The sequence below is a fragment of the Paraburkholderia sp. FW306-02-B genome, from assembly GCF_058782725.1.
Genome location: NZ_JBYSXZ010000001.1, coordinates 3,543,277 through 3,567,849, shown reverse-complemented (window position 1 = coordinate 3,567,849; position 24,573 = coordinate 3,543,277). Strand labels below are relative to the sequence as shown.

Annotated in this window: 22 protein-coding genes; 8 read left to right on the top strand and 14 right to left on the bottom strand. The window is 64.2% G+C overall.

Annotation, left to right across the window (positions count from 1 at the left end; translation table 11 throughout):
- Window positions 1-140: 140 nt before the first annotated feature.
- Window positions 141-758: an oligoribonuclease gene (gene orn, locus AC3WOG_RS15770; RefSeq protein WP_492578854.1), complete on the top strand. Its 618-nt coding sequence runs from the start codon at window positions 141-143 to the stop codon at window positions 756-758.
- Between the two features lie 19 nt (window positions 759-777).
- On the opposite strand, the gene mog is transcribed toward orn, so the two are convergent.
- Both mog and yjgA read right to left on the bottom strand, forming a co-directional pair.
- Window positions 778-1,419: a molybdopterin adenylyltransferase gene (gene mog / locus AC3WOG_RS15765; RefSeq protein WP_492578853.1), complete on the bottom strand. Its 642-nt coding sequence runs from the start codon at window positions 1,417-1,419 to the stop codon at window positions 778-780.
- Window positions 1,400-2,011: a ribosome biogenesis factor YjgA gene (gene yjgA, locus AC3WOG_RS15760; RefSeq protein WP_492578852.1), complete on the bottom strand. Its 612-nt coding sequence runs from the start codon at window positions 2,009-2,011 to the stop codon at window positions 1,400-1,402. Before yjgA ends, mog begins: the two co-directional genes overlap by 20 nt.
- A 222-nt stretch (window positions 2,012-2,233) precedes the next feature.
- Here yjgA and pmbA point away from each other — a divergent pair, with 222 nt between their 5' ends.
- Window positions 2,234-3,604, top strand: coding sequence for a metalloprotease PmbA (gene pmbA, locus AC3WOG_RS15755; RefSeq protein ID WP_492578851.1), 1,371 nt, complete (start codon window positions 2,234-2,236; stop codon window positions 3,602-3,604).
- A 126-nt stretch (window positions 3,605-3,730) separates the two neighbouring features.
- On the opposite strand, the gene AC3WOG_RS15750 is transcribed toward pmbA, so the two are convergent.
- From AC3WOG_RS15750 to AC3WOG_RS15710, 9 genes are all read right to left on the bottom strand, one after another.
- Entirely contained in the window at window positions 3,731-4,231 is a 501-nt protein-coding gene (locus tag AC3WOG_RS15750) for a dihydrofolate reductase (RefSeq protein ID WP_492578850.1), read from the bottom strand.
- A gap of 124 nt (window positions 4,232-4,355) precedes the next feature.
- Window positions 4,356-5,918 carry a sigma-54 dependent transcriptional regulator gene (locus tag AC3WOG_RS15745; RefSeq protein WP_492578849.1) on the bottom strand — a complete coding sequence of 521 codons (1,563 nt, stop codon included), beginning with the start codon at window positions 5,916-5,918 and terminating at the stop codon, window positions 4,356-4,358.
- Between the two features lie 24 nt (window positions 5,919-5,942).
- Window positions 5,943-7,379, bottom strand: a complete 1,437-nt coding sequence (locus AC3WOG_RS15740) for a hypothetical protein (protein ID WP_492578848.1) — start codon at window positions 7,377-7,379, stop codon at window positions 5,943-5,945.
- Between the two features lie 105 nt (window positions 7,380-7,484).
- Window positions 7,485-8,300, bottom strand: a complete 816-nt coding sequence (locus AC3WOG_RS15735; protein WP_492578847.1) for a peptidase C39 — start codon at window positions 8,298-8,300, stop codon at window positions 7,485-7,487.
- A 7-nt stretch (window positions 8,301-8,307) separates the two neighbouring features.
- Entirely contained in the window at window positions 8,308-9,021 is a 714-nt protein-coding gene (locus AC3WOG_RS15730) for a C39 family peptidase (protein ID WP_492578846.1), read from the bottom strand.
- Complete coding sequence (locus AC3WOG_RS15725; RefSeq protein ID WP_492578845.1) at window positions 8,948-10,429, bottom strand: FapB/FapC family functional amyloid domain-containing protein; 1,482 nt, start codon at window positions 10,427-10,429, stop codon at window positions 8,948-8,950. Before AC3WOG_RS15725 ends, AC3WOG_RS15730 begins: the two co-directional genes overlap by 74 nt.
- Window positions 10,430-10,456: 27 nt before the next feature.
- Complete coding sequence (locus AC3WOG_RS15720) at window positions 10,457-11,065, bottom strand: FapB/FapC family functional amyloid domain-containing protein (RefSeq protein WP_492578844.1); 609 nt, start codon at window positions 11,063-11,065, stop codon at window positions 10,457-10,459.
- Window positions 11,062-11,589, bottom strand: a complete 528-nt coding sequence (locus AC3WOG_RS15715; RefSeq protein ID WP_492578843.1) for a FapA family amyloid fibril periplasmic chaperone — start codon at window positions 11,587-11,589, stop codon at window positions 11,062-11,064. Before AC3WOG_RS15715 ends, AC3WOG_RS15720 begins: the two co-directional genes overlap by 4 nt.
- 73 nt (window positions 11,590-11,662) lie before the next feature.
- A complete protein-coding gene (locus AC3WOG_RS15710; RefSeq protein ID WP_492578842.1) occupies window positions 11,663-12,400 on the bottom strand; it encodes a hypothetical protein in 738 nt (245 codons plus the stop codon).
- 317 nt (window positions 12,401-12,717) lie between these two features.
- Here AC3WOG_RS15710 and AC3WOG_RS15705 point away from each other — a divergent pair, with 317 nt between their 5' ends.
- Both AC3WOG_RS15705 and AC3WOG_RS15700 read left to right on the top strand, forming a co-directional pair.
- Window positions 12,718-14,112, top strand: coding sequence for a sigma-54 dependent transcriptional regulator (locus tag AC3WOG_RS15705; protein WP_492578841.1), 1,395 nt, complete (start codon window positions 12,718-12,720; stop codon window positions 14,110-14,112).
- A 148-nt stretch (window positions 14,113-14,260) separates the two neighbouring features.
- On the top strand, window positions 14,261-15,232 hold the full coding sequence (locus tag AC3WOG_RS15700; protein ID WP_492578840.1) for a thymidylate synthase: 972 nt from the start codon (window positions 14,261-14,263) through the stop codon (window positions 15,230-15,232).
- A gap of 91 nt (window positions 15,233-15,323) precedes the next feature.
- Here AC3WOG_RS15700 and AC3WOG_RS15695 read toward each other — a convergent pair whose 3' ends face one another.
- Window positions 15,324-18,059 (bottom strand): DUF6600 domain-containing protein, encoded by a 2,736-nt coding sequence (locus AC3WOG_RS15695; RefSeq protein WP_492578839.1) that lies wholly within the window; start codon window positions 18,057-18,059, stop codon window positions 15,324-15,326.
- 182 nt (window positions 18,060-18,241) lie between these two features.
- Window positions 18,242-18,955, bottom strand: a complete 714-nt coding sequence (locus AC3WOG_RS15690) for an ArsR/SmtB family transcription factor (RefSeq protein WP_492578838.1) — start codon at window positions 18,953-18,955, stop codon at window positions 18,242-18,244.
- Window positions 18,956-19,156: 201 nt separating this feature from the next.
- On the opposite strand from AC3WOG_RS15690, the gene AC3WOG_RS15685 reads away from it, so the two are divergent.
- The 4 genes from AC3WOG_RS15685 (at window position 19,157) to AC3WOG_RS15670 (ending at window position 22,466) form a co-directional block, all read left to right on the top strand.
- On the top strand, window positions 19,157-19,297 hold the full coding sequence (locus AC3WOG_RS15685) for a hypothetical protein (RefSeq protein WP_492578837.1): 141 nt from the start codon (window positions 19,157-19,159) through the stop codon (window positions 19,295-19,297).
- 149 nt (window positions 19,298-19,446) lie between these two features.
- Complete coding sequence (locus AC3WOG_RS15680; protein ID WP_492578836.1) at window positions 19,447-20,700, top strand: MFS transporter; 1,254 nt, start codon at window positions 19,447-19,449, stop codon at window positions 20,698-20,700.
- Window positions 20,700-21,767, top strand: a complete 1,068-nt coding sequence (locus AC3WOG_RS15675; protein ID WP_492579817.1) for a GlxA family transcriptional regulator — start codon at window positions 20,700-20,702, stop codon at window positions 21,765-21,767. The genes AC3WOG_RS15680 and AC3WOG_RS15675 overlap by 1 nt, the downstream gene beginning before the upstream one ends.
- A gap of 192 nt (window positions 21,768-21,959) precedes the next feature.
- Window positions 21,960-22,466, top strand: a complete 507-nt coding sequence (locus AC3WOG_RS15670; protein WP_028199238.1) for an acyl-CoA thioesterase — start codon at window positions 21,960-21,962, stop codon at window positions 22,464-22,466.
- 111 nt (window positions 22,467-22,577) lie between these two features.
- Here AC3WOG_RS15670 and fumC read toward each other — a convergent pair whose 3' ends face one another.
- Complete coding sequence (gene fumC / locus AC3WOG_RS15665) at window positions 22,578-23,978, bottom strand: class II fumarate hydratase (RefSeq protein WP_492578835.1); 1,401 nt, start codon at window positions 23,976-23,978, stop codon at window positions 22,578-22,580.
- Window positions 23,979-24,573 lie beyond the last annotated feature (595 nt).

The window sequence follows — 24,573 nt, the reverse complement described above, 5'->3', positions numbered from 1 at the left end:
GATTCCGTGGTATCTATGCGAGAATTATATGTTTCTTCCCGCCTGCCGGCGGGGACACGCTCAAACCAATCTCAAACGAACATTCGCCGTGGCGCCAGCGCTTCCAGCAAGCCTGTTGCCCGGCCACCAAGGTTGCTTTCATGACTGACATCCTCGCGTCCACCGAACAGCCGCCGCTCGTGCGCAGCGACATGAACCTCATCTGGCTGGACATGGAAATGACCGGGCTCGAACCCGACACCGACCGCATCATCGAAATCGCGGTGGTGGTGACGAATTCGACGCTCGACAGGATGGTCGAAGGTCCCGTGCTGGCGATTCATCAGAGCGACGAGACGCTCGCCAGGATGGACCAGTGGAACCAGAACACGCATGGCCGCTCGGGCCTGATCGACCGCGTGAAGGCGTCGACCGTCAGCGAGGCCGACGCTACCGAACAGATTCGCGATTTTCTGAGCGCCTATGTACCCCCGGGCAAATCGCCGATGTGCGGCAACTCGATCTGCCAGGATCGCCGTTTCATGGCGCGCTGGATGCCGGACCTCGAGTGCTTCTTCCACTACCGCAATCTCGACGTCAGCACCTTGAAGGAACTGTGCCGCCGCTGGCAGCCGGCCATCTACAAGGGCTTCCAGAAGCGCGCGATGCACACCGCGCTGGCCGACATTCATGAATCGATCGACGAACTGAAGTACTACCGCGAGCACTTCCTGATTCCGTCGGCCGCGCCGGCCCCGGAAGCGCCGGCAGCGGAATAAATCGTCTGCAGTTTCGGATTCAATCCTGCCGGGGCGCGCGCTGCGCGTTCTTCGGCCGGAACGCCTTCACCACGTCTGCGTTGGTTTCCACGTACGGGCCGCCGATCAGGTCGATGCAATAGGGCACCGCGGCGAAAATGCCCGGCACTTTCACCGTGCCGCTTTCGCCGTCGCGCAGACCTTCCAGCGTTTCCCTGATCGACTTCGGCTGACCCGGTAAGTTGACGATCAGCGCCGCGTGCTCCGCCGTTTCGCGGATCACCGCCACCTGGCGCGAAAGAATCGCCGTCGGCACGAAATTCAGGCTGATCTGCCGCATTTGCTCGCCGAAACCCGGCATTTCCTTCGTGGCCACCGCCAAAGTCGCTTCGGGCGTCACGTCGCGGCGCGACGGGCCGGTGCCGCCGGTGGTCAGCACCAGATCGCAGCCCACTTCGTCCACCAGTTCGATCAGCGTCGCGGAAATGGTCGGCGCGTCGTCCTGAATCAGGCGCGTGACGACCTGCCACGGCGAGCTCAGCGCCGCGCCGAGCCACTCCTGCAAGGCCGGAACGCCTTTGTCCTCGTAGACGCCGGTGGATGCGCGGTCGCTGATCGACACGAGGCCGATCACGATTTCGTCGGGATGCTTATGCGTCGGATTACGCGTCGCGGTCGTCATCGTCGTCTTCCCGGTCTTCTTCAGCGTCGGAATCGGTGTCGGCGGACGGGCCGTCCGCATTCTTGATCCACTGGAACAGCTCGCGGAAGTAGCGCGGCGGCTTGCTTTGCTGCGCTTCCTTGCGGGCGTTGCGGATCAGCGTGCGGCCCTGCTGCGGGTCGGCGTTCGGGTGCTGGCGGATGAATTCGGTCAGCGCGGCGTCGTCGGCGAGCAGTTTTTCGCGGGTGCGCTCGATCCAGTGCAGCTTGGCGGTTTCCGCCTTGTTGACGCCGTTGTAGGTGTCGAGCGCGGTGCGCAGCGCGGCGGTTTCCTCGTCGAGGAGCGAGCGCATCACGCGGCCGACGTACTGCACCTGGCGGCGCTTGCCTTCGTGATCGGTGATGCGGCGTGCTTCGCGTACCGCGTCGTCGAGCTTTTCGGGCATCGGCATGCGCTTGAGCGCGTCTTTCGGCAGCGCGATCAGCGCTGAGCCCAGTTCCTGCAACTCGTGCATTTCGCGCTTGAGCTGGGACTTGCTGGGACGGTCGTAGCCGTTCTCGTCGACTTCGGGCTCGACGGGTTCAATGGGTTGAATACGGGTTTTGCGTGTCATGCCGATATTGTAGCGTGCCGCGCCCGCCGAACCCGCGGTGCTGCTGTGCACAAGGCCTCGCACCTTGCGAAGCCGCGGTTATCCGCCGCTCAGCGAATGCCAGGTACGGCGTCGCGTACCTTGCTATGATCGCGGGATGCGTAACCAGGCAAATGCGCACGCAGGTGCGCAGCATGTGCGAACACACAGGGCCGCTCGGCCCCGAACAGGACGGCAACGACAATGGCAGCAGACATGGACGTCAAGCAGCGCTTTTTTCCGCACACCCAGGATGAACTGAAGGAAATCGCCTCGGACATCCTTCGTCACGCGAAGTCGCTCGGCGGCACCGACGCCGCGACCGAAATCTCCGAAGGCGACGGCCTGTCCGTCTCCGTGCGGCGCGGCGAAGTCGAGACGATCGAACACAACCGCGACAAGATGGTCGGCGTGACGGTGTTCATCGGCAACAAGCGCGGCAACGCGAGCACCTCGGACTTTTCGTCGCAGGCCTTGAAGGACACGGTCGCGGCGGCGTACAACATCGCGCGCTTTACCGCCGAAGACGACTGCGCGGGTCTCGCCGAAGCCGAATTGCTCGAAACCGCGCCGCGCGATCTCGATCTGTATCATCCGTGGAACCTCTCGGCCGACGAAGCGGTGGAAATCGCCCGCCGCGCGGAAGACGCCGCATTCGCGACCGATCCGCAGATCAGGAACTCGGAAGGCGCGAGCGTCTCGGCGCAGCACTCGCAGTTCGTTCTGGCCACCTCGCGCGGTTTTCTCGCGGGCTATCCGTATTCGCGCCACTACATCGCGTGCGCGCCGATCGCCGGCAGCGCCCGCAACATGCAGCGCGACGACTGGTACACGTCGACCCGCAGCGCGGATGAGCTCGCCGATCCGGAAGCGGTCGGCCGTTACGCGGCGCAACGCGCGCTGGCGCGCATCGGTGCGCGCGGTCTCGACACCCGCAAGGTGCCGGTGCTGTTCGAAGCGCCGCTCGCCGCCGGCATTCTCGGCGCGTTCGTGCAGGCGACCAGCGGCGGCGCGTTGTACCGCAAGACCTCGTTTCTCGTCGACAGCCTCGGCAAGCCGGTGTTCGCGCCGCACGTGCAGGTGATCGAAGATCCGCACGTCGCGCGTGCGATGGGCAGCGCGCCGTTCGACGAAGAGGGTGTGCGCACCAAACAGCGCTCGGTGGTGAAAGACGGCGTGGTGGAAGGCTATTTCCTGTCCACCTACTCGGCGCGCAAGCTCGGCATGCAAACTACCGGCAACGCCGGCGGTTCGCACAACCTGTCGCTGAGCAGCTCGAACACGCGTCCTGAAGACGACTTCGAGGAAATGCTGAGGAAGCTCGGCACGGGCCTGTTGCTGACCGAGCTGATGGGGCAGGGCGTGAACTACGTGACCGGCGACTATTCGCGCGGCGCGTCTGGCTTCTGGGTCGAGAACGGCAAGATCCAGTACCCGGTCGAGGAAATCACGGTGGCGAGCACGTTGCAGGAGATGTTCCGCCATATCGTCGCGATCGGTGCGGATACGATTACGCGTGGCACCAAGCAGACCGGTTCGGTGCTGATCGAACGGATGACGATTGCTGGGCAGTAGGCGGCGGTTTTAGCCGCTGGTTTTAACGGCGGGCTCTGCGAACAAAAACGCCACGCAAGCCATTGCGTGGCGTTTTTTCATGCGCGTGCGAGTCGTGCTCGATGCGCCAAACGCTGGGCAACAGCCTCAAGCGCCCTTGCGCCGATAGGTGACGAACGCGTAATCGAAATCGTTCGGTGCGTGCGCGCGATGCGTTTCATGCGCGACTTCTTCCCATTCGTTTTCGTCGAGTTCCGGGAAGGTGGCGTCGCCCTCGAAGTCCGCCGAAATCTCGGTGATGATCAGCTTGTCCGCCTGACGCAGACCCTCGATATATAACTGCGCACCGCCGATCAGAAACGCTTCCGGCGCCTGATCCTGCGCGGCCAGCTTGAGCGCGTCTTCCAGGGTGGTTGCGGTATCGCAGCCCTGAAAACGCCGCGTGGCATCCCGTGTCACCACGATGTTGCGGCGTCCCGGCAGCGGCCGGCCGATCGATTCATGCGTCTTGCGGCCCATGATGATGGGCGCGCCCATCGTGGTGCGCTTGAAGAACGCGAGGTCTTCGGGAAGTCGCCAGGGCAACTGGTTGTCGCGGCCGATCACGCCGTTATTGGCGCGAGCGACGATCAGGGTGAGCGTCGTCATCGAATGGAAAGGAGAACGTAACCAGACTGATTCTACCTGACGCGCAAGCCGGGTCCGCCGCTTCTGCCGGACGGCGAGCAGCAATGCCGCGCCGGGAGGCGGACGAACCCTGACCGGCGCGGCGTCATTCCTGCGTGGGCTCGTCGGGGGCGCTCATCTCGCGCAAGCCGTGATGGCCCATCAAGCGGTACAGCGTGACGCGCGAAATATTCAGATCCACCGCCGCCTCGTTCAGCCGGTGACGATGGCGCAGCAGCGCCGCTTCGATCGCGCGCTTCTCGGCGGCATCGCGCGCTTGCGACAGGCTCATGGTCTGCTGCTCGGTGAAGTGGGCGAGGTCGAGGTCGTCGGCGGAAATCAGCTTGTTCTCCGCCATCACGATCGCGCGGCGCACGCGGTTGATCAGCTCGCGCACATTGCCCGGCCAGTTGTAGTTGTACATCGCCTCGATCGCCGACGGTGCGAAGCCGCGGATCTTGCGCGCACTGTCGACCTTGAACTTGCGCAGAATGTGGTGCGCGAGGATTTCGATGTCTTTGCCGCGCGCGCGCAACGGCGGTTCGTCGACGCGCAGCACGCACAGCCGGTGGAACAGGTCGGCGCGGAACTGCCCGTCGCGCATCGCGTTTTCCAGATCGACGTGCGTGGCCGAAATGATCCGCACGTCGACCGGAATCGACTCGCGGCCGCCGAGCCGCTCGATCTTGCCTTCCTGCAGGAAGCGCAACAGGCTCGCCTGGCTTTCGAGCGGCAGATCGCCGATTTCGTCGAGCAGCAGCGTGCCGCCGTCCGCCGCTTCGACCCGGCCGATCTTGCGCTGATTGGCGCCCGTGAACGCACCGCGCTCGTAGCCGAATAGTTCGGACTGCAACAGATGATGCGGGATCGCGCCGCAATTGATCGCGATGAACGGCGCCTTGCGGCGCGGCGAGCGTTCGTGGATCGCCAGCGCGGTGAGCTCCTTGCCGGTGCCCGACTCGCCGGAGATGAACACACTCGCATCGGTGTTCGCCACCTTGCGGATGGTGCGAAAGAGTTGCTGCATCGCTTCGCAGGTGCCGACCATTTCGTCGTCGCCCGACGCGTCGACGGGCAGGGCCAGTTCCGGCTCGCACAGCGTCACCATGCCGAACGCGTGGCTCACCAGATAGTCGATTGTCGCGTTCGCCACCGGCATCTTCACGTAGTCGAAGCAGTAGTGGCGCACGAGCCGCCGCACCTCCGGATCGGTCAGGCGTTCGCGGGTGGCGAGCGCGATCCAGCCGACCTGCTGCTGGCGCAAACTCGCTTCGAGTCCGCCGAGATCGCGCAGCGGAAAGCTCGCCAGATCGACGATGCCGGCACATGCCACGTCCGGCTTCACGAGCCTGCCTAGCTCGTGCGCCGAACGCGCCACGGCGACGTGCCAGCCGCGGCTTTTCAGATGCGCGGTGAGGGTTTCGTCCGGCGTACGCGCGACGTACAGCAGCATGCGTTCCGTTTGCGCACGGGCAGCCGTCGCGCCGGCAATCGCGGTAACCGCGGTAACCGCAGTAGCCGACGTAACCGGTGCAACAGCGGCACGGTTCGTCACGGCTTCGACAGGACGGCCCACAGGCATGTCTTTCGGCAGTGCAAGCGTCATATGCGATCCCGCGCCCGTTCCGGCACCCGGCGTCACGCTAGTCAGATGAGGTGATTCACGCACGTTCGACCTCGTATTGTTGACATGTCAGAAGGTATAGGGAAACCGCACACCGACCACGAAGTTCGGCGCATCGGGCGTCAAGCCGACCGACACCGAGCCGTTGATGGTCAGGTGCTTGTTCACGACGTGGTTCAGGCCAAAATTCAGCGCCGCGGCCGTGGTTTCGCTGCCCGGCACTTTCTCGTATGAGCCGCCCGGTGCACGGGTCTTCGATTCGGGTTCCAGCGCCATCGTGTACGAGATGCTGGCCGAGTCCTTATCGGAGAACGCCAGCGCCACGCCGCCGCCGAATTGCACGATGTCGCCGAGCTTGACCGTCGCCGGCTGGGTTTGCCCCTGCACCGACGAGATGTCCGCAAACGACCGCGCGATGTTGTAGGTGTACGAAAGGCTGCCGAACAGCACCACCGGGTCATAGGTTTTCAACAGCGAGACGCCGGTCGTAATGCTCCAGAAGCCCGTGCCGGTGGGCAGCTTGGTGGGCGCAACGAGGTTGGTGTTGTTGCTGTCGAGCTGCACCAGCTTCTCGCCGAATGGCGACGTGCCGGTCGGCGCCTTGATGCGCAAACTGCCCACTACGTCAGGCAGGCTGTTGGTCTCTTTCAGGAACTGGTAGTAGATCCCGAAGTTGACGTCACCGATATTGCTGCCGTTTACCGACGCGTCCGACAGCGTATTCGCTGCGCCGCCCGCACCGCCGACGATAAAGTTGCTATGCCGGTAGATGTACGGCACGTCCACGTCGATACTGATGCGGTCGGTCAGGCCGTAGCGCGTATCGAGATCGGCCATCACCTGGTGCGATTTGGTCTCACCCAGGTTGATGTTGCCGAGGAAAATCGCGTCGAGCGCGAGGAAGCCCGACAGCTGCAACTGGCGGCGATCGTAGTAGGTGTCGCTGATGCCCCAGTCCATCGTCAGCTTGTGATCGAAGAGCGGTGCATGTTCGCGCTGCACGACCGCTTCCTCGGCTTGCGTGCGCACCGGTTCGGCGGCCTTCTGGGTCTGGCCGATCGCGCCGCTGCCGTCGGTGGCGGCCGGCAAGCCACCCGCGGTATTGCCCTCGGGCACCGGCGGATAGACCGGCACGCCGGTCGCCGTGCCGGTGTTGCCGCCCGTCGCGGGCGTACCCGGATTGACCTGCGCGAGTGGCGGCAGCGGCATTGGCAGGCCGTCGGCGCCGGGTTGCTCGGCCACGGCTTCGCTGCCCGCGGGCGCACCGTAGCCCGGCGCGCCACGGCCGCGTTGCGCCATTTCGAGGTTGGTAACCTGTCGTTCGAGTGAGTGAATCTGCCGCTGCTGCTCGTCGACCACACGCATCAGCGTGTTCAGACGTTCTTCAACCGACTGCCCAGCGAGCGCTTGCGCACCCGCCTCTTGGGACAGTGCGAACAGCATGACGGCGGCTGGAATGGCCGCGAGTGCCATTCGCGGCACCTTTGTCGATGTAATGTTGTTCATTTTGTGTTCCCCCGGTGTTCCGGTAGCGCGCCGCCTGTTTGCTGGCATTGCGCTGCCGTATCGGTACTGCATCTGCTGCAACAAGCGGGTGGCGGGCCCGCATCGTTATCTCCTGGCGTTTTGCAGGGCTTGTAGTACGCCAAGCTGACGGATCATTGCGGCCGACATTTGCTGCGTCTGCAAATGCAACTGCAACTGGTTGGCGACTTGCTGGTTATTGCCTGCAATCTGGAGCAACTGGGCGATTTGCCCGTTGCCCGGCGTGATGGTCTGGGTGGCGAGCCCGGCGGGTGTTTGCAGCGCGACGCTTACGCCGTTGCTGCCGAAGGAAATGCCGGCTTTGATCGAGCCGGCCGAATTGCTGGCCGCCGCTGACGGTGCGTTGGCGGCGCTTGCCAGCGGCGCGGCGTTATTGTTGAAATCGATGAGTGCCGAGTTGGCGCCGATGTTTCGATCGCCTGCCACTTGCGTCACTTGCGAGACGCCGTTGACCGATATGCTCTGTCCGCCGTTCGCTTGAGCATTGGGATTGGCCCCCGAGTTGGCTCCTGGATTGCCGAAGCCGCCGTCGTTCACGCGTGCAAGCGTGTTGACGGTGCTGACCAGCTGGCCGGCCGCGTTCTGCACGGCAGTCAGCGTGCCTTGGGCGAGAGCGTTCGCGCCGTTGGGCAGCTGCCATTGCGAAATCACATTCAGAACGAAGCCGGAAATCATGGGGGCGCCGGCATGTTTGCCGGTCTGATTGGCGAGGACATCGTCGTCCACCATCTGCACCTTGATAGCGGCGGAGTCGATATCGCGCGACGCGATAAATTCGGGCGCCGGTGGCGAGCCGGCGCTTTGTGACGCGTAGGCGCTGCTAGTCAGGCCGCACATTGTGGCGCAGATCGCGAGGCCTAACTGTGAGAGAGGACGCTTCATGGTTGGGTCAGAACAGGTCTGCCTTGATCAAGCCGTACTCGACAAAGGGCGTCGCCGCGGTGCCGTTGGCAAGCGCGCTTGCGCGCAGCTTGAGAGCGAGCGACTCGTTGTCCTGCAACAGCGGTGAATCCTCCCTGAAGGGTTTGCCGAGGACTGCGAACACAAGGCCGTTCCAGGTCCTGGCGAAGTCCTCTTCGAGCACGATGCGATTGCCGAGCGCCGGGTCCGCAATGAACACGCGGCCATCCTGGACATGCTTGACGATCACGAAATGCTCGTACCCGTCGATGTTCATCAGAACCATTACGGGGATTTGAAGGTGTTGGAGCGCTTCGGCGTTGACCCGGAAGCCGCGGCCGCGCAAGCCGATGGTCTCGACGAATTTCTTCATGTCGAGCATCGAGAAGCCGTTCTTGATAACGACTTCAGGCGTGGAGAACACCATCATCCGGCGAATCAGTTCGGTTTCCGGAATATCGATGCCGTAGCCGAACTTGAGGAGGGTCGCGAGCGCCGCCGCACCACAGCTGTAGTCGAACTGCTGATTGACGATGTGGTTGTAACGGATGTCCTTCATCGAACGAACCGTCTTGGTCAGCGGGACGCCAACCGACCTGGTCGTGTCGATGCTCGCCTGCGCGTAGCTGTTACCCGCGCACAGAGCACAACCTGCCAGCGCCGCGGCGAACCGTAGCGCCGGGAACCCCTTGAACCCGGACATGCTGGTCTCCTGCTTTTATTAGCGCCGCGATCGCCAACCCGTTGTGCTGCAGATTGCCCGCACCGCCGGCGATGTTCACGCCGATGTTGCCGCTCGAGTACTGCAGTGTGTTGTTGCCCAGCATCGCGGTGCCTTCGAACGAGCCGTTAAAGCCCAGGTTAGCCATCTGGCTGCTCTGGTCGGTCGCGACCATCGCGACATCCGACGAGTGATGCGCCTCGACAGTTGTCGTGGAAGCGGCAAGGCTGTTGTTCTGCGCATTGCCGATGCCGGCTGCCACGTTCACGCCGATGTTGCCTGACGCGCCTTGCAACGAATTGTCGCCAAGCGATGCGTTGACCATGAAGTTGTTGATCCTGGCGGTACCGGCCGACGTCTGGGTGTTGAAGACTTGCGCATTGCCGAACACGTTGCCCACATCGACCGATGCGAGCGATGCTTCGTTGCTTTGCGCGTTGTCGATGCCTTCCGCGATGTTGATACCGACGTTGCCCGACACGCCGTTGCCGACACCGGTGCCCGTGGTCGCCGTCAGGTTGCCGGCTTTTTGCGTGTTGATGTGCTCCGTCACCGAGCCCGTCACATCCACGTCGGTTTTGTTCAGATAGGCGTCGACGCCCCATGCGGCGGAAACGCTGTCGGTCTCGGTCGACGAACGATTGCTGTAGCCGCCTTCCTGTTCGGCAAAGGCGTGGTAGCCCGAACCCTGGTCAGCGTGGAAGTTCCAGGCAGCGCCCTGGCCCGAGCCAGACGCCGCTTCGAATCCGCCGGCCAGACTATTCGAATTGCTATAGCTGGACTGGTGGTAGTCGGCCGAGTAGCCGCCTTGCGCGTGGAACGAGCCCTGCCCGTGACTGGGGTCGTTGTCGACCGAATACTGGTAGCTGCCGCCGATCTGGCCGCCGGCCGAGATATGGCCGCCCTGGTTCTGGTTGCTGTGGCTGAAGTTGCCTTCGATCGCGGCGCTCTTCTGGCTGTACTCATAGCCGCCGCCCGAAATCGAGCTGCTTTGATGGCCATACGCGTAGCCGGACGATTCGCCGAATCCTTCGGAGAACGACGAGGACGACGAATTCGACCGCGTGACCGTCGCGAATGCAGTGCCGCCACCCTTGACCGAGTCGTAGCTATTGTTGATGGTGGTCGTGATGTGGCCCGACGTGTAGGTCTGTGCGTTCGGGTTGAGCGTCGCGTTCGTCATCACGTTTTGCGTGTTGTTGACGACGGCGCCGGCCGTGCCCGAGACCTGCACGCAGCCAAACAGCGTGACAAAGCCTTCGATGCCGACTTCTTCGCCGACCAGCGTGGCATTGAAGATGTACGGGTTGTACGGGACATCGAACCCCTGTGCGAATACGCTGCCCGATGCTGCTGCGAGTACGGCTGCGGCGATAAGAGTGCGCTTCATGATTTCGCTCCGATACTTTAAGTGTGGTCAGTTAAAAAGAGTGCCCGCCGGGGGACGGAGCACAAAACTGTTTGCCGTGGCATTACCGGCGCCGGCTGTCTGGTTGATCTGTACGATTCCATTGACGTTCTTGAAGGCATCGCTGGAGATGGTTGCCTCGCGTACCCTATGAACCCCGATGGATTGACCCGGACCTCCGTTTTTCGGGGCAGTCGCGGATAGCTCCCCATCCGAGACGGTCTCGACTCCGAGCGCCGCGGTACCCAACTGGGTGCTGTTGCGCTGCAGATTTCCTGCTCCGGCGGACTGGTTCACCAGCACCGCACCGGATGAATTCGAAAATGCATTGGCCTCGATCGACGCACGCGCAGTCGTGACCCTTGCCGCCACCGAGGCGTTTTGCACGCTGGCGTTGTCGTTGGCGACCGCGTCGCCGGTCGAGATCGCGATCTGATTGAGCTGCGCGTTATTGACACCGGCGGTTTCATTGACCGTGAGCGCGCCGGTGACGCCGGCTGCAGCGCCGCTGCCGATCGTCGAGTCGGCGCCGATCCTGGGCACCGATTGCGCGTGGGCCGCGCCGGCCAGGCAGGTGAGCAGGGCCGCGCGCAGCCACAAAGACTGGCGCGGGTTCATTTCAGACCCCCGAACGCGCCGGAGAGCGCGTTCGAGAGCGGCGCCAGCGCGCCGGTCACCGACGAAGTGATGGTGCCGCCGACGCCCGGGCCAGGCATGCCGATGGTGCCGGCGTTCAGCGCGACGTTGTTGCCGGTTGCCTTGCCGCTCAGAATCTGCGTGACCGCCTGCATGCCGCTGCCGCTGAGCACGCCGCCGTCGGCGACGCCGCTCGAGCCATGCGCATTCGTCAGATCTGTATCGCCGACCACCTGGGCCATGGCCGGATTGAATGACGTGGCGGGGAAGGCAGTGGCTCGCACCGCGACCGGATCCTGGCTCTTCGGCACCGGCACGAAAGCGTCGCGCGGCGTGATCGTGCGCTCGACGATGATGTCGCCCGGGTTGGTGACCTGTTGCGCGGCGGCATCGACGCTGAAACCGGCGGTGAGCAGGGCGACGACGGCCGCCAATGTGGCCGGCAGCAGGGCAGGTAGCGCCGCCACCGGGCTGCATGCGCGCGGCGTCTGGGTTGGGGGGATCATGTCAGTCCTTGCTTTGTCTGATGAGCGGTCGGGAACGCGCCGACCGCTGAATTGCGTTGCTAGTTTTGTCCGGCTACTTTCTTTGGTAATTGGCGACGTTGCCTTGCGCAGCACGCGCGGCGTCGATCGGAATCGGCAGCGGCGCGGGTGGGGCGATCTCGTCCCAGAGCGTCACGCTGTTGCCGCCGCTGTTGCCGTTGCCGCGCATCAGCTGCGGCGTCGTCGCCACCATCACCATGCCGACCGCACCGCCGCGTTGCCGCGACAGCACCTGGTCGTCGAGCGAAATATCGTTCACGGATGTAGCATCGGCCGGAATACTCAGTACCTCGCCGGCCAGCTGACGGCTTTCAAGCGCCGCGGCGGTGACGGTAGCCGTCGCGTCCGGCGAGGCCGCCGCTACGGGCATCGTGCTCGCGAGGGTGGCGGAGCCGGTATCGGCGGTATCGGTCGGATTGACGGATTGAACTAATACGGATTCCTGGGCATTGACGCCGGCTGGCAGTGCAATAAGAGCTCCAGCGGCGCAAAGCGCTGCGCAAAGTGCGGCGCAAGGCGCAATTCTGCTCATGTCGATGCGGAAAGCGAGGCGCATGATGTGTCTCCTTGGTGCATGGCATTTAGCGAAACATGTGCCATGGATCGCAATCCATTGATGTATCTGGATGCGACCCGCAAACCGCGGAGTAACAATTGAGAAATCGAGCCAAAACGTTTCAGAGCTGAAACGGCAGGCAGAAAATACCTGTGATTCGTAAATCGCATAGGTACGTACTACCTTGGGTGAACGCCAGGAAAAGCGCTTCCGCATGCTTTTATTCGTAAGCTTAATACCTGTGTATTACCAGCTCAGCCTTGTGGGGTAAGGAGTCCCCGATTAAATTCGCATAATTGTTTTCCAGGCGGCGCGCGTATAGTAAGCTCTCGAAAACAGCTTCAGATTTAAAAAAGCCCGCTAACGGGCCGTCTCAAACACACACGCCGCTTTCTTGGGGATCAGCTGTCCGCACGGAATGGAATGGCCGTTCGGTTTTTGCGATTCGCGAATCCCGGATGAGTCAGCGTGTCTGAACCTGGGTTCAGGTGCGTGCGTCATCCTTAACGTTCGTTGACGAGAGGATCTGAATAATGGAACCCGCAACGCGGCAACTAATTTACGTTTCACGCGATCCGAGCGCGGAACTGAATACCCGCTTTCATCAGCGCGGCTGGCATGTCGAAGTCGTTGGGTCCGCGCGCGATGTGCGCCGTGCGGTTCGCGCCGGAATGGCTGCGGGCGGACTGCTCGATCTGTCCAGCCACTTTCAGTCACACGAAATCGCCGCATTCGAATCTTGCCTGACCATGCCGAACGTCGGCTGGGTTGCGGCCACCATGCCGGGGCAACTGCAGGACGCCGCCTTGCGCAGGCTCGTGCGCGACTATTGTTTCGACTATGTAACGGTGCCGTATGCGGGCGACAGAATCGTCGATTCGGTCGGTCACGCGTACGGCATGATCTCGCTGGGCGAACCCGCTTCGAACGATGGGTCGCAAGGCGCCGAAGGCGAAATGGTCGGCTCGTGCGATGCGATGCTCGCGCTGTTCCGCTCGATCCGCAAAGTGGCGATGACCGACGCGCCGGTGTTTATCTCGGGCGAATCAGGCACCGGCAAGGAATTGACCGCGGTAGCGATCCACGAACGCTCGGCGCGCCGCAGCGCGCCTTTCGTGCCGATCAATTGCGGCGCGATTCCGCCGCATCTATTGCAATCCGAACTATTCGGCTATGAGCGCGGCGCGTTTACCGGCGCCAATCAGCGCAAGATCGGCCGCGTGGAAGCGGCCAACGGCGGCACGCTGTTTCTCGACGAAATCGGTGACTTGCCGCTCGAAAGCCAGGCGAGCCTGTTGCGTTTCTTACAGGAACGCAAGGTGGAGCGGCTGGGCGGGCACGGTTCGATCGACGTCGACGTGCGCATCATTTCGGCCACTCACGTGGATATGACCGCCGCGATGATCGAAGGGCGGTTCCGTTCCGACCTGTATCACCGCCTGTGCGTGCTGCAAATCGATGAACCGCCGCTGCGCGCACGTGGTAAGGATATCGAATTGCTTGCGCGGCACATGCTGGAACGTTTCAAGAAAGATGCAAGCCGCCGTTTGCGCGGCTTCGCGCCCGATGCGATCGCGGCGCTGCATAACTACGGCTGGCCGGGCAATGTGCGCGAATTGATCAATCGGGTGCGGCGCGCGATCGTGATGTCGGAAGGGCGCGCGATCACGGCGCGCGATCTGGAACTGGCCGAGTATGTCGAGATCGTGCCCGTATCGCTCGCGCAGGCGCGCGAAGCGGCCGAGCGTCAGGCGATCGAGTTGGCGCTGCTGCGTCATCGCGGGCGTCTGGGCGATGCCGCGCAGGAATTGGGCATCTCGCGCGTGACCTTGTACCGCCTGCTCTGCGCACACGGCATGCGCCATATGGAAGGCGAGCCGCTGGTCACGCCGCACGGCGATTTGCCGGCTTCGGTGCCGCATCTCTGACAGGCCGCGCGGGTCCCGCTCGCCGGGTTTCCCACTGACATTTCCGCTTTACGCAAGCCGCGACCGGGCGCGGCCCGGCTACGCTTGTTAAAATCGGGTTTTCCGCTCATCTCCGCGGCGCGCCCACGCGCCGGCCGAAGGAACCCGCATGAAACAATACCTCGACCTCGTCCGCACGATTCTCGACACCGGCACGTGGCAGGAGAACCGCACCGGCATCCGCACCATCAGCATGCCGGGCGCGATGTTGCGCTTCGACCTGCAGCAGGGCTTCCCGGCGGTCACGACCAAGAAGCTGGCGTTCAAGTCGGCGGTGGGCGAGCTGGTCGGGTTTCTGCGCGCGTCGCGCAGCGCGGCGGATTTTCGCGATCTCGGCTGCAAGGTGTGGGACGCCAATGCCAACCAGAATCCGCAATGGCTCGCGAATCCGTATCGCGAAGGCCCGGACGACCTCGGCGACGTGTACGGCGTGCAGTGGCGCCAATGGCCTGCCTACAAGGTGCTGGACGCCGCCGCGAGCGCGCAGCTGGCCGACGCCACCGCGCGCGGCTTTCAGGTGGTCACCGAATTCGACGAAAACGGCAGCCACAAAGTGCTGCTGTACAAAGCGATCGACCAGTTGCGCCAGTGTCTCGACACGATCATGCAGAATCCCGCCGACCGGCGCATTCTGTTTCATGCGTGGAACCCCGCGGTGCTGGACCAGATCGCGTTGCCGGCTTGCCACCTGCTTTATCAGCTCCTGCCGAACGTGGCGCGCCGTGAAATTTCGCTGTGTCTGTACATTCGCAGCAACGATGTCGGGCTCGGCACGCCGTTCAATCTGACCGAAGGCGCCGCTTTGCTGCATCTGGTTGGCCGGTTGACGGGTTATACGCCGCGTTGGTTTACCTACTTCATCGGCGACGCGCACATCTACGAGAATCAGCTCGATATGTTGCAGCAACAGCTCACGCGCGAGCCGTACGAGAGCCCGGCCTTCGCGATCGCGGACCGGGTGCCGGACTACGCGCAAACCGGCGTGTACGAGCCGGAATGGCTCGAGAAGATCGAGCCGTCGGATTTCTCGCTGGTCGGTTACCGCCATCACGAGCCGCTGACGGCGCCGATGGCGATCTAAGCGTCTGCCGCCGGTCACAGAGAAAAACCCCCGCGATGTGAATCGCGGGGGTTTTTTCTTGCTGCTGTCAAACGATGAGGTACGACCGCGCTTAGCCTTTGTGATGCTCGTCACGGTTGCCGCTACCCGAATGCTGCTCGGTGTGCTGCGGCGCCGGTTGCGGGCGCGGTTGCTGCTGCACCTGCTGCGGACGCGGCTGCGGCGCCGGCTGCGGATGGAACTCCTGACGCGGTTGCTGCTGCACCTGTTGCACCTGTTGCACCGGCTGCGGATGGAATTCCGGACGCGGTTGCTGCTGCATCTGTTGCACCGGCTGCGGACGCGGTTGCTGCACCGGTTGAGGACGCGGCTGTGGCGCCGGCTGCGGGCGGAACTCCTGACGTGGTTGGGGCTGCTGCACCTGTTGTACCGGTTGCGGACGGAACTCCTGCTGCCGCGACGCTTGCGGCTGGGCGTGGACTTCCGGCGGGCGCGGTGCCTGCGGCTGACGCTGTACCTGCTGGGGTTGCGGCTGCGGTTGGAATTCCGGCTGGCGCGCCTGCTGTGCCGCAGCAGGGTTGTCCGCCGGACGCGGCTGGCCGTGCTGTTGCTGGGCCGTCATGGCAGGGTTCTCCGGCGGACGCGGTGCACCATGCTGCTGCATCCCTGCGTTAGCTTGCGCGCCGGTTTGCGGCGCGAAACCCGGCTGTCCTGCCTGCTGCTGCGGGCCGCCGTGCTGCTGCGCCTGCTGGGCCATCGGCGTGTGCGGCTGCGTCCATACCGGCTCGTGACGCCCGTTCGGCGCATTCGCACCTGGCTGCTGGGCCGCTGGCAGGTTCGCTTGCCCCGGCATCCCGTGTTGCGGCTGCTGCTGCGCAAAGCCGTTCGGATTGCCGCCGCCCGCTTGCGGCGGACGCGGCACGCCGTTGGACGGATGAACGGCCTGGCCGGGCTGTGGCCGCTCATTAGCCATTTGCGGCGGCATGCCAGGCCGCGCTTGCGCTTCGCCGCCATGCTGCGGCTGACCGTTGAACGGCGCCTCACCCGGCCGCTGTCCGGCCTGTTGCATTGCGTTAGGAGCACCCGGCGTACCAGGTGTACCAGGCACACCCGGCGCACGCGGCGCACCCGGCGCACCCGGTGCCGCGCCCGGCGTCCGGCCGGCGATATGCGACTGCACGACTCGCACGTTCTGCACCGGCATCACGCCCGGACCGCTCGCGAAGTGCGCCGGCACGGAAGTCCGCACGATCGGCTCACCCGCGCCCGGCACCCGTCCGCCGCTCTGCGCAAAACGTTGCGCGAGGTTATCGTGGTACGCCGCCGGTATCCCCGGATTGCGCGTTGCCACTACCGCGCGCGACGCCACCTCAGCAGGCGGCCGGTAGTTCGCATTACGCAGCCCCGGCCCGAAGCTTTGCCGAACCGGCGCGATCCCCGGGGCCCCCGGATTGATCTGTGCGTTGCGCCATTGCTGCGGATCGACCTTCTGCGCAAAGCGCGCAACCGGCTGACCGTGCACGAAAGCCGTCGCCGGCACCGCGGTCACGGCGCCCGGCGCGCGATAGTTGATGTACGTGTTGTGAATGTTGTTCACATTCACGTTTGTCACGTTGACGTTGTGGTTGTAGTTGTTGACGATCGTCGTCTGGTTGACGCGATCGTAGTAACGCGGGCTCCAGTGATCGTGATCGCCCCAGTGCGGATGCCACGGCTCGCCCGGGCCGAGCGGGAACCATGCGCAGCCGGCCGCGACCGCGCCGCCGATCGCGAGGCTCACGCCCCAGCTGACTCCGCCGCCACCGCCGCCCACGAAGGCGACTAGCGCCGGCGCATACACGGGCGGTTCGCTGACCACGATCGGGCCCGGCACCCATGCCCACTCGTCGTCTTCATAGGCCCAGCGGCCGTAGTGGTATGGCGCGAAGCCCCACGGTGCGTCGTCGACCCAGGTCCAGCCCCACGGCGCCTGCCATACCCAGTGACCGTCGTGATAGGGCGCCCAGCCGGCGGGCGTTGCACGCGGCACCCACACCTCGCCGTATTGCGGACTGCTGCGCCACGTGCCGTTGGCATCGAGATCCTGGTAGCCCGGGATCTCGCGCGACACGTAGCGCGCCGACACCGAACGGTCTTCCGCGGCGTTGCGGCTCGCGGCCCATTGATCGAAGCCGTCGAGTCCGGGCGCGCCGTTGTCGGCGACCTGTTGCAGGTTGGTGCCGGCAAAGCTGATTTGCTGGCCGGCGGCGATCGGCACCTGGCCGCTGTCGCCGTACACGGTTGCGTTGCCGCTACGTACGGTGACGGTGGTGCTGCTGCCGTCCGGTGCGACGTCGACGCGGTAGTCGCCGGGGCCGTTCAGGCCGAGCGCCAGATTCGGCGTGTCGATTTCATACGACGAGCCCGGTGCGAGCTCGCGCACCCGGGCCGACAACGTACCCTGCGCGACTTTCAATTGCGCGCTGCTGTCATCGAGATTCAGCAGGTCGAGGCTCGTGGACTGGCCGAGGCGTACCGCGGTCGAGCCGATGTGCAATTCGGAGCGCGCGTTCTGGTCGTTCCACAACTGGTCGCCGGTCGTAAGCGGGCGATTGATCTGCGCATACGACCAGTCGGTCGCGCCGGCCGGTTCGGTGGTCACGGTGCCGGCCGTGTAGTTCAGCCGCGCGACGCGTCCGGGCGGATCGGTGTTCTGGCTAGCCGCCACCTGTGCTGCGGCACCCGGCGGCGCCTGCTGGATTTCCTGCGCGAGCGTGGCTTGTGCCGCGAACATGAAGGCGGCGGCAGCGATCAGCGTATAGCCGGTGACGCGCAGCGTCGAATGGGGGTGTGCGGTGACTGTTCTCATGAGTTATCTCCAACGGACGCCGCATTTTGCAGCATTCGTGAATTAACTCTACCCGTACGGTTTGTTTCAAGGCCCCCAGTTTTGTAAGGCCACCTCACCAGCGTGTAACAAAAGGTCTCAATGCCTTTATTTGTAAGGCAACTGCGGCATTTCTGTCATTAAAACGGGCCCGATATGCCGCTTCACGCGGCCAGAAACGCATCGAAATGCCGATGACCGGCCGGCGTGATGCGCAGAATGCGCGGCCGCTCGGTACGCTCGACCCAGCCGTGAGCCGACCACGAATCGAGCAGCGCCGCGCCGAGCGCGCCACCCAGATGCGGACGCCGCTCGCTCCAGTCGGGGCAGGTGCAGGCAAAGCGGCGCCGGCGGGTCTGCTGGGCGCCCATGTCGATACCCCATTCGGCGAAGCGGGCGGCGCCGTCGGCGGTGGCCTCGAGCGACGTGCCGTGCAGCGTCAACAAGCCACGCTCGACCAACCGTTCGAACACGCGCACCGACAATTCGCCCGCCATATGGTCGTAGCAGGTACGCGCATAGCGCATGTCGACCGGCACGGTCCGAACCGGGCGCGGCACGGGCCGCTGTTGCGCGCTGAGTTGCGCAACGTTGGCGAGCGCTTCGATCGACGCCGCGATATCCGGCGTCGCGATCCGGAAGTAGCGATGCCGGCCGCGCACTTCGAGCGCGAGCAGGCCGCCGTCGGTCAAGCGCGCAAGATGGGCGCTGGCCGCCGACGGCGACAGCCCGGCGATCATAGTCAGCTCGCCGGCCGGGCGGGCGCTGCCGTCCATCAGCGCCCATAGCATCGCGGCGCGGCCCGGGTCGGCGAGCAACGCGCCGATCCGGCTCAAGCCTGGGAAGTGATTCTGTTCGTCTGCGAGGGGGGCGGGCATCGAGCGTCTCCGGTGGGCGGCGCGGGCACGGCGCCATGTAGTCCACTGTATCTGTCTGCGGTATTCGATGTTTCAGCTTAGCGTGAATGATGGAATGCAGCAGCTACGAAAAGACGGTGGGCGCGGGTAGCCAGGCGGCCTGCTGAGCGGCGCCGGGCCGCCAGGCTAGAATCGAAGTCTGTCTTTGCAGGAACCGCTGTCATGAAACTTCTTCTTGCTCTCGTTGCCGCGGCCTTGCTGCTCAGTGCGTGCGCGCAGGGCGGTTCGGGTTCGCCGGCTGCGGGTACGGGCAGCATCACCATGTACGGCACCATTGACGAAGGCGTCACCTTCCATAAGTGAGCGCTACGGCCAAGCGCTACGGCCGCGATCGCGGTTTGCAGCGGGTCATGGGGATGGTTGGCTGGAATTGATGCATCATTGTCATTTCTGCCACTACCGGCCATGTGACGATTCAGACATCGCCACTTCCGCCGCCCGAGGCCTGACCGATGCCGCCATCCGCAGCTTCCACTTTTTCCGCCGCTGACGCCGACTCCCGTCATTCCGATCCGCACGGCCGGCGCGCCGCGCGCGTGCTGGCGGTTTGCCAGGCGCTGTACACCTCGTCCGTTTCAATCGATCTGACCCTGACCGGTCTCGTCGGCTACACGCTCGCCGACGACAAGGCGTTCGCGACGCTGCCGTTTTCGCTGATCACCGTTGCCGCCGCGCTGACCACGATCTTCGCGTCGTTCCTGATGGCGCGCATCGGGCGGCGCGCGGGCTTCATGCTCGGCGCGGGCGTCGGCGCGCTGGGCGGCATGGTTTCGGTGTGGGCGATCTTTCACCATAGTTTCTGGGCGTTCTGCGCCGGTACGGCAACGGTCGGCGTGTTTCAGGCGTTCGCGCAGTACTACCGGCTGGCGGCCGCCGATGCCGTCGGCATCGACGGTAAAAGCCGGGCGATTTCGACGGTGCTCACCGGCGGCGTGGTGGCCGCCGTCTGCGGGCCGCTGCTGGCGGCGTGGAGTAAGGACTGGCTCGCGCCAGTCGCGTTCGCGGGCTCCTATGCGCTCGTCACGGGCTTCGGCCTTGCGTCGATTGCGTTGCTGGCTCTGCTGTATCGCAACGCCGCGCCGTCCGCGAGCGCGACGATGACTCACGAGCCCGCGCGGCCGCTCGGCGAGATCGTGCGTCAGCCGATCTTCGCCGCAGCGCTCGCCAACAACGCGCTCGGCTACGCGGTCATGATGTTCGTGATGACCGCGACGCCGATTGCCGCGGTCGCGTGCGGCCACACGATCGGCGACGGTGCGGCGATCATTCAATGGCATCTGGTCGGCATGTTCGCGCCGTCGTTGTTTTCCGCGCGGCTGATCAGGCGCTTCGGCGTGCTGCCGGTGATCGGCGCGGGGATCGCGCTGTCGGCGCTGTGCGGGGTGTTCGCGTTGCGTTCGACCGATCTGCCGCACTTCTATGCGGCGCTCGCGTGCCTTGGCGTGGGCTGGAATTTCATGTTTGTCGGCGGCACGACGCTGCTCGCGCAATCGTATCGTCCGTCCGAGCGCGCCAAGACGCAGGCGACCAGCGAATTCACGACCTTTGCGTTTTCCGCGCTGGGGTCGCTATCCGCCGGGCAATTGCTCGCGCACTTCGGTTGGGCGACGATCAATGCGGCGATTTTTCCGCTACTGGGTCTGTCGGCGCTCGCGACGCTTGGGTATGCGCGGTCGCGTAAGCGCTCGGCGGTGGTGCTTTCATGATGCCTGTTCGCCACATCGTCTTCGCGGTCGCGCCCGACCTCGTGCTGCTCGACGCGAGCGGACCGCTCGAAGCGTTCTGCCGCGCCGAACTGACCGTTGCCGCAGCCGTCTCCGCCGAATCCGGCGGCAAGCCCGTGGCGCCGGTGGCCTACCGCACCACCGTCGCGTCGATCGACGGCGGCGCGCTGCAGACCTTTCCCGGCCTGCCGGTCGTCACCGAGCGCCTCGACTCGCTCGACGACCAGGTTATCGACACGCTGATCATCCCCGGCGTCCCGATCGACGAACACAGCACCTTGCAGCCGGAGCTCGTCGCGTGGATCAAGCGCCGCGCGCCGCAGGTGCGCCGTGTCTGCTCGGTGTGCACCGGCGCCTTCTATCTCGCGGCAGCGGGCCTGCTCGACGGCCGCCGCGCGACCACCCATTGGCGCAACGCGGCAAACCTCGCGCGCCGCTTCCCCAAAGTTCACGTCGACGCCGATCCGATCTTCATTCGCGACGAGCGTGAAAGCACGGATCAGGGTGCGGGCGGCGTGATCTGGACCTCGGCGGGCGTCACGGCAGGCATCGATCTGGCTCTCGCGCTGATCGAAGAAGACGTGGGCCACGCGGTCGCGATGCAGGCGGCGCGGCGTCTCGTCGTGTTCATGAAGCGGCCCGGCGGCCAGTCGCAATTCAGCGCGGCGCTGGCGGCGCAGGCATCGGCGGGCGGGCCGTTCGAGGCGCTGCATAGCTGGATGGCGACGCACTTGCGCGATGATCTGTCGGTCGAGCGGCTGGCCGAGCGCGCGCAGATGAGTCCGCGCACTTTCGCGCGGCGCTACGCCGACGAGGTCGGCCGCACGCCGGCGAAAACCGTGTCCGCGCTGCGGCTGGAGGCGGCCTCGCGAGCGCTGGCGGAGTCGCGCCGGCCGCTCAAGCGGATCGCGCTCGACTGCGGTTTCGGCAGCGAACAGAATTTGCGGCGCGCGTTTGTGCGGCGTTTCGGCGTGCTGCCGCTCGATTACCGGGAGCGCTTTGCGTCGGCGGTCGCGCCGCGGCGCGCGGCGGCTTCGGCCGCGAGTTGAGCGACGATGCGGGTGACGATTCAGGCCGCGACGTGAGCTGGGTTAAACGAAAGTTGATCGTAAGAATCGCGTCGAAGCGGCAGGACCCAGGGCTGCCACCCACTTGCCGCAAGTCTGCCAATCTCGCGACGAAGTCAATATTGCGCTCGTATAATCGGCTCCTTTCAATGCATCCGATTGATCGGAGTCAAGATGAGCACCCCTGCCTTAGCGCCGCTGGACCGTTCCGAAACCACCTTCCGCTTTCTCGCCGAGCCCAGCTCGGTCAACTTCGGCGGCAAGGTGCACGGCGGCGCCTTGATGAAGTGGATCGACGAGACTGCGTATGCGTGCTCGGCGGTGTGGTCGGGGCGCTATTGCGTGACGGTCAGCGTCGGCAACATCCGGTTTCGCCGGCCGATTCTAGTCGGCAATCTGGTCGAACTGCGCGCCCGGGTTGTCGCGACGGGCCGCACCAGCATGCATATCCACGTGTCGGTGCAGGCAGGCGATCCGAAGGGCGGCGAGCTGCTGCAAACCACGGATTGCCTCGTCGTCATGGTCGCCGTTAACGAAAACGGCCACCCGGTGCCGGTGCCCGCGTTCGTGCCCGAGACGGATGAACAGAAGCGTCTGGCGAAGTACGCGATGGACGTGAAGGAAGCGCTCGACGCGATCGTCGAACTCAAGCCGGAGGAAGTGGCGCAGGGGAAGGTTTAGGCGTCGCTTCGGATATCACAGGCGTGAATGCGTTACATGCGCCACGGGCAGGCCGCGCGATGAGTCTGTTCGCGCAGCCCGCCGGCAAGCTCACAGCGGCATTCGACTCGATCAGGTCGCTGGGTGCCCGACCATATCTTTCGGCCGCACCCATTCGTCGAACTGCTGCTCGGTGACGAAGCCAAGCGCAAGCGCCGCTGCCTTCAGCGTTGTGCCTTCCTTGTGCGCTTTCTTCGCAATCTTCGCGGCTTTGTCGTAGCCGATGTGCGGATTGAGCGCCGTCACCAGCATCAGCGATTCGTTAAGCAAAGTATCGATACGCTCGCGATTCGGCTCGATTCCCTCCGCGCAGTTGTCGTTGAAACTGTGCGCGCCGTCGGCAAGCAAACGGATCGATTGCAGCACGTTGTGCGCGATCATCGGCCGGAATACGTTCAACTCGAAGTTGCCGCTCGCGCCGCCGATATTCACTGCGACGTCGTTGCCGAACACTTGTGCGCATAGCATCGTCAATGCTTCGGACTGGGTCGGATTGACCTTGCCCGGCATGATCGAGCTGCCCGGTTCGTTCTCCGGAATCGACAGCTCGCCGAGGCCGCAACGCGGGCCGCTCGAGAGCCAGCGGATATCGTTGGCGATCTTGTTCAGGCTCGCGGCCACTGTCTTCAACGCGCCGTGCGCGAACACCAGTGCGTCGGCCGCGGCCATCACTTCGAATTTGTTTGCTGCCGATATGAACGGCACGCCGGTCAGCCGGGCGATCGCTGCGGCGACCTTGTCCGCGAATTGCGGATGCGCGTTCAAACCGGTGCCGACCGCCGTGCCGCCCTGCGCGAGTTCGTACAGATGCGGCAATGCCGATTCGACGTGACGGATGCCCTGATCGAGTTGCGCGACATACCCTGAAAACTCCTGGCCGAGCGTGAGCGGCGTCGCGTCCTGCAAGTGGGTGCGGCCGATCTTGACGATGTCGGCGAACGCTTTCGCTTTACCGTCGAGCGTGTCGCGCAGGGTTTTAAGCGCGGGCATCAGATGCCTGACGATTCCATAGGCGGCGGCCACGTGCATAGCGGTTGGAAAAACGTCGTTCGACGACTGGCCACGATTCACATCGTCATTCGGATGCACCTTGCGCGCTTCGCCGCGCTCGCCGCCGAGCAGCTCGCTCGCGCGATTCGCGATCACCTCGTTGAGGTTCATGTTGGTCTGCGTGCCGGAGCCGGTTTGCCAGACCGCGAGCGGGAATTCGTCCGGATGCTTGCCGCCGATGATTTCGTCGGCGGCCTGCATGATCGCCTTTGCTTTGCTCTCGTCGAGCACGCCGAGGCCCAGGTTCACTTCGGCGGCGGCGCGCTTGATCACGGCCAGCGCGGTGATCAGTTCGGGTGATTGCTTCTCGGTCGAAATGCGGAAATTCTGCAACGAGCGCTGCGTCTGCGCGCCCCAAAGCCGAGCGTTTGGTACGGCGATTTCGCCGAACGTGTCGCGCTCCAGTCGTACGTCTTCAGTCATGGTTCAACTCCGCTTCTTAAAGTTGTGCGTTGACAGGCAATAAGGAGAATAGTCCCGTTAGCGCATTCCGGTAAAAACCCGCTATGGTGCTGCGCTGTTTGGTTTTGATTTTGATGCCACGGCACGGTGGGGGCTCCCTTGTTTGCCTTCGCGGCGCTATGGTTGTTGTGCCTACGGCGTTGGCCTTTCCTTGTTTTCTTATTGGTTTATTAGCGTTCCCCCTGTGCGGGGGGCACCTACTTTTCTTTGCCTGCCGCAAAGAAAAGTAGGCAAAAGAAAGCGGCTCAAACCGCTAACACTTAAGCGGGTCCCCTAGCTTGGAGGAGGCAGCGGAACATCTGGAATCGGTGTTCTCGCACATTCCGCTCTTGTGACAAGGCAGTCATTCTTCCCGCCTCGCACTGCGTGCTCACCGGAACGGTCCGTATGGGAAGCCAAGGGCTTCGTTTGTGCGGGTTGGGGGCCATTGGCTTCGCTTTGGCAGGGGGCCGAAGTGATTTGTGGTTCGCGGACAAAGTAACGCCCGGCGGTCAATTCGGCAAGATACAGAAGCTGCAACGGCGTTGCGAAAAACCGCGCGGCGGTCGCCTTACCG

What these genes read in the sequence shown, in the direction of transcription:
- orn (WP_492578854.1), top strand. Translation starts at nt 141, where the DNA reads ATGACTGACATCCTCGCGTCCACCGAACAGCCGCCGCTCGTGCGCAGC.
- mog (WP_492578853.1), bottom strand. Translation starts at nt 1,419, where the DNA reads ATGACGACCGCGACGCGTAATCCGACGCATAAGCATCCCGACGAAATC.
- yjgA (WP_492578852.1), bottom strand. Translation starts at nt 2,011, where the DNA reads ATGACACGCAAAACCCGTATTCAACCCATTGAACCCGTCGAGCCCGAA.
- pmbA (WP_492578851.1), top strand. Translation starts at nt 2,234, where the DNA reads ATGGCAGCAGACATGGACGTCAAGCAGCGCTTTTTTCCGCACACCCAG.
- AC3WOG_RS15750 (WP_492578850.1), bottom strand. Translation starts at nt 4,231, where the DNA reads ATGACGACGCTCACCCTGATCGTCGCTCGCGCCAATAACGGCGTGATC.
- AC3WOG_RS15740 (WP_492578848.1), bottom strand. Translation starts at nt 7,379, where the DNA reads ATGAACAACATTACATCGACAAAGGTGCCGCGAATGGCACTCGCGGCC.
- AC3WOG_RS15735 (WP_492578847.1), bottom strand. Translation starts at nt 8,300, where the DNA reads ATGAAGCGTCCTCTCTCACAGTTAGGCCTCGCGATCTGCGCCACAATG.
- AC3WOG_RS15730 (WP_492578846.1), bottom strand. Translation starts at nt 9,021, where the DNA reads ATGTCCGGGTTCAAGGGGTTCCCGGCGCTACGGTTCGCCGCGGCGCTG.
- AC3WOG_RS15725 (WP_492578845.1), bottom strand. Translation starts at nt 10,429, where the DNA reads ATGAAGCGCACTCTTATCGCCGCAGCCGTACTCGCAGCAGCATCGGGC.
- AC3WOG_RS15720 (WP_492578844.1), bottom strand. Translation starts at nt 11,065, where the DNA reads ATGAACCCGCGCCAGTCTTTGTGGCTGCGCGCGGCCCTGCTCACCTGC.
- AC3WOG_RS15715 (WP_492578843.1), bottom strand. Translation starts at nt 11,589, where the DNA reads ATGATCCCCCCAACCCAGACGCCGCGCGCATGCAGCCCGGTGGCGGCG.
- AC3WOG_RS15710 (WP_492578842.1), bottom strand. Translation starts at nt 12,400, where the DNA reads ATGCGGAAGCGCTTTTCCTGGCGTTCACCCAAGGTAGTACGTACCTAT.
- AC3WOG_RS15705 (WP_492578841.1), top strand. Translation starts at nt 12,718, where the DNA reads ATGGAACCCGCAACGCGGCAACTAATTTACGTTTCACGCGATCCGAGC.
- AC3WOG_RS15700 (WP_492578840.1), top strand. Translation starts at nt 14,261, where the DNA reads ATGAAACAATACCTCGACCTCGTCCGCACGATTCTCGACACCGGCACG.
- AC3WOG_RS15695 (WP_492578839.1), bottom strand. Translation starts at nt 18,059, where the DNA reads ATGAGAACAGTCACCGCACACCCCCATTCGACGCTGCGCGTCACCGGC.
- AC3WOG_RS15690 (WP_492578838.1), bottom strand. Translation starts at nt 18,955, where the DNA reads ATGCCCGCCCCCCTCGCAGACGAACAGAATCACTTCCCAGGCTTGAGC.
- AC3WOG_RS15685 (WP_492578837.1), top strand. Translation starts at nt 19,157, where the DNA reads ATGAAACTTCTTCTTGCTCTCGTTGCCGCGGCCTTGCTGCTCAGTGCG.
- AC3WOG_RS15680 (WP_492578836.1), top strand. Translation starts at nt 19,447, where the DNA reads ATGCCGCCATCCGCAGCTTCCACTTTTTCCGCCGCTGACGCCGACTCC.
- AC3WOG_RS15675 (WP_492579817.1), top strand. Translation starts at nt 20,700, where the DNA reads ATGCCTGTTCGCCACATCGTCTTCGCGGTCGCGCCCGACCTCGTGCTG.
- AC3WOG_RS15670 (WP_028199238.1), top strand. Translation starts at nt 21,960, where the DNA reads ATGAGCACCCCTGCCTTAGCGCCGCTGGACCGTTCCGAAACCACCTTC.
- fumC (WP_492578835.1), bottom strand. Translation starts at nt 23,978, where the DNA reads ATGACTGAAGACGTACGACTGGAGCGCGACACGTTCGGCGAAATCGCC.